The organism is Pseudoalteromonas sp. 3D05 (genome assembly GCF_002723455.1).
In the GTDB taxonomy this organism is placed as follows: Bacteria; Pseudomonadota; Gammaproteobacteria; order Enterobacterales; family Alteromonadaceae; genus Pseudoalteromonas.
Map to the genome: position 1 here is coordinate 55,915 of NZ_PDUS01000012.1, position 4,091 is coordinate 60,005.

General features: G+C 43.4%; 3 protein-coding genes. All 3 read left to right on the forward strand.

The features are described from left to right. The first annotated feature begins 91 nt into the window (after positions 1-91). On the forward strand, positions 92-694 hold the full coding sequence (locus tag CSC79_RS12985) for a response regulator transcription factor (protein ID WP_099296191.1): 603 nt from the start codon (positions 92-94) through the stop codon (positions 692-694). Positions 695-814: 120 nt separating this feature from the next. Further along, positions 815-3,313, forward strand: a complete 2,499-nt coding sequence (gene rnr / locus CSC79_RS12990; RefSeq protein WP_099296192.1) for a ribonuclease R — start codon at positions 815-817, stop codon at positions 3,311-3,313. Then, a complete protein-coding gene (rlmB, locus tag CSC79_RS12995; protein WP_099296193.1) occupies positions 3,310-4,056 on the forward strand; it encodes a 23S rRNA (guanosine(2251)-2'-O)-methyltransferase RlmB in 747 nt (248 codons plus the stop codon). The genes rnr and rlmB overlap by 4 nt, the downstream gene beginning before the upstream one ends. Positions 4,057-4,091 lie beyond the last annotated feature (35 nt).

Genomic DNA, 4,091 nt, shown 5'->3' on the forward strand with positions numbered 1-4,091 from the left:
TGCAATCAATGCCTTGCCTAAATCACTTTTAATTCCAACTACGCTCGCATCTTGAGGTCGTTTGGGTATATTCAACTAATAGAGGGCTGATATGATCAAAGTTTATTTAGTGGAAGATCAGGGCTTAGTCCGCGGTGCAGTGGCTGCTTTGTTAAGTTTGGATATAAGTATAGAGGTAATAGGGCAAGCAACAAATGGCCAAACAGCGTTGCAAGAAATAGCCGATTTAAAGCCTGATATTGTATTAACGGATATTGAAATGCCCATCATGACTGGTATTGAGCTCGCCCAAAAATTACATGCAGACTTTCCTGATATTAAAGTAGTGATCATGACTACATTTTCACGTTCAGGGTATATTCGACGTTCAATGGCTGCTGGAGTAAAAGGATTTGTCCTTAAAGAGGCACCCAGTGACAGTTTAATCGCCACGCTAAAAAAAGTGATGGCAGGACAAAAAGTGATTGATTCTGAGCTTGCCTTAAACGCGCTTGAAGATAACGATCCACTTTCAGATAAAGAACGAAAAGCATTGCAGTTAGCCAGTGAAGGGTTGAAAACAGCAGAGATAGCCGCAAAGTTATTCTTAAGTGAGGGCACTGTGCGTAACTATTTATCAGACGCCATAGCCAAATTAAATGCCAGTAACCGAGTCGATGCGGCACGAATAGCCAAGCAAAAAGGCTGGTTGTAGCCTTTTTTAGCTATTTTAATGTAACTAACACAGGCTTTCTTAAAAGTTTCATAGCTTTTGCCTGTCTCATTGTTCGGTTATGGGTTAAAATAACAACATAACCAATTAACAAGATAGTGAATGTCAAACCAAGATCCTAATCTCAGTCGAGAACAAGAAAAGTACGAAAACCCTGTCCCAAGCCGTGAGTTTATACTTACTCATATAAAAGACCGTGCAAAACCTGCCAATTTTCAACAGCTATGTGAAGAACTAGCTGTAAACGATGATGAGCGCCAGATTGCGTTTAAGCGTCGATTACGTGCAATGGAGCGCGATGGTCAGCTATATTTTAATAAGTTTAAATGCTATGCCTTAATTGACGAAGCAGGCCTGACCAAAGGTAAAGTCATAGGCCATAGAGACGGGTTTGGCTTTTTAGAAGTCGAAGGCGAAGGTAAAGATTGGTTTATCGCCAAGCACCAAATGAACATGGTTTTGCATGGTGATATTGTACTAGCTAAAGGCACTAAACGTGGCTCTGGCGGTAAGTGTGATGCGCGCATTATTAAAGTGCTGACCAATGAAAGAGCGCCAATTGTTGGTCGCTATTTTGTTGAACACGGTATTGCAGTCGTTGTTGCCGAAGATCCCCGTATTACGCAAGATATTATTATTTTACCTGGTACAGAAAAAGGCGCACGCCATAACCAAATGGTGCAAGTGCAAATAACCCAAAACCCAAGCCGTAATATGAATGCGGTAGGCAAGGTTGTTGATGTGCTTGGTGAGCACTTAGCGCCGGGTATGGAAATTGAAGTGGCACTTCGTAATCATGATATTCCACATGTTTGGCCTGAAGCGGTTGAAAAACAAGTTGCTCATTTAGGTGAATTTGTAGAAGAAGCCGATAAGCAAAACCGAGTAGATTTACGTGATTTACCATTAGTAACGATTGACGGTGAAGATGCCCGCGATTTTGATGATGCAGTATATTGTGAGCGCAAAAAGTCGGGTGGTTGGCGTTTGTGGGTCGCTATTGCTGACGTATCGCATTATGTTGGCATGAACACCCCGCTTAACAAAGAAGCAATTGAACGTGGTAACTCAGTGTACTTCCCTGAGCAGGTTATTCCTATGCTGCCAAAAGTGCTTTCTAATGGGTTATGTTCACTAAACCCTGAAGTTGACCGTTTATGCATGGTTGCTGAGATGATGGTATCAGAAGCAGGCAAGCTATCTGGCTATCGCTTTTATGAAGCCGTAATGAACTCGCATGCGCGTTTAACTTACACCAAAACCAATGCCATTTTGCAAGGTGATGAAAAGCTACGCGAAGAATATGCAGCCGTAGTGCCGCATTTAACTGATTTACAGCAAATGTACATGGCACTTAAATCGGCGCGCCAACAGCGTGGTGCGATAGAATTTGAAACATTAGAAACCCGCTTTGTATTTAACGCCCAACGTAAAATTGAATCAATCGTGCCAGTGGTACGTAACGATGCACATAAGTTAATTGAAGAATGTATGATTTTAGCCAACGTATCTGCGGCTAAAATGCTTGAAAAACATGAAGCCAGCGCGCTTTATCGAGTGCATGATGAGCCCGATAGCGAAAAGCTCGGTAACTTTAGGCAGTTCTTGTCAGAGCTTGGTATTGAATCAACGCTTAGTGATGAGCCAACGCCAAAAGAAATCACCCATGTACTTGCTAAGTTAGGGGATCGCCCTGAGGCAGAGCTTATTCAAACCATGTTGCTACGCTCGATGAAGCAGGCTGTTTATCAAGCTGATAATATCGGTCACTTTGGTTTAGCACTGGGTGAATATGCCCACTTTACCTCACCAATTCGCCGTTACCCTGATTTAGTGGTGCACCGTGCAATTAAAGGTATTTTAAAAGCGCAGGGTATGCACACTTCCGGTGACTATGTTTATAGTGATGACGAAGTTGATCAGTTAGGCGAGCAATGCTCGACCACTGAGCGCCGCGCCGATGATGCCACTCGTGAAGTTGCTGATTGGCTAAAATGCGAATACATGCAAGATCATGTGGGTGATGAGTTTGAAGGCGTAATTTCATCGGTAACCAACTTTGGTTTGTTTATTCGCTTAGACGATTTACAAATTGATGGTTTAATCCATGTCACCAACTTAGGCAGTGAGTATTTCCAACATGATGCTGCTAAGCATTGCTTGATTGGTGAGCAAACCCATAAGGTTTATCGTTTAGGCGATAAAGTAACTGTGCAGGTTGCATCTGTGAGCTTGGATGAGCGCCGTATTAACTTAACTTTAAGTAGTGATGTGGCACAAGACCGTTATTCGCGCCGCCGTGGCGCTAAAGATAGCCACGCACCAGCAAGTGTTCGTTCGCAATTAAAAGCGGGAAAAATTCCTGGTAAAAAAGGCGATGAAAAAGAATCGCGTCAAGGTAAGTCATCAACCAGCACCAAGGGTAAAGCAGATTCACAACCTTCTAAAAAAGGTAAAAAGAAACCTGCAAGCCGCAGCAAAGCAAAAGCGACGACTGATGGCGTAACCAAAAAGAAAACTAAGAAAAAGGCTGTTAAAAAGCCGAAAAGACCCGGCAAAAATGCCCGTAAACGTACCAGCCCAGGAGCAAGTAATACGTGAGTAATGAATTAATTTTTGGCTTTCACTCTGTTGAAGCAATTTTAACAAAAGAGCCTGAGCGGTTTTTAGAAATTTATGCCCTTAAGGGACGTGATGACAAGCGCTTAACTCCGATAATTAATGAAGCACGTAAATTTGGTATTTCAGTACAGTTTATGCAGCGTAAAGCGCTTGATAACAAAGCAAAAGATGAGCAGCACCAAGGTATTATCGCCAATGTAAAAGCGGCGCCGACATACAATGAAAAAGATCTTGATGTGATCATTGCCCGTGAAGACACCCCGTTTTTATTGGTGCTTGATGGCATTACGGATCCGCATAACTTAGGTGCTTGCCTACGTAGTGCAGATGCTGCAGGTGTTCACGCGATTATCGTTCCAAAAGATAAGTCAGCAAAACTCAATGGTACAGCACGAAAAGTAGCGTGTGGCGCTGCCGAAACCGTTCCGCTTATTCAAGTGACTAACCTTGCTCGTACTTTGCGCGAAATAAAAGATGCTGGCGTGTGGGTTGTGGGTACCGCGGGCGAAACTGACACTCATGTGTTTGATGCAAACTTAACAGGCCCAATGGCGATTGTAATGGGAGCAGAGGGTGAAGGCATGCGCCGTTTAACCCGCGAGCACTGCGATGTACTGGTTAAAATACCAATGGCAGGCAGTGTTTCAAGTCTTAATGTATCTGTTGCCACGGGCATTTGTTTGTTTGAAGTACTGCGCCAGAGAAATGCGACACAAGCTTAAAAAGCTGTAAGCTTGTAGCCGTCAGCCGTCAGCCG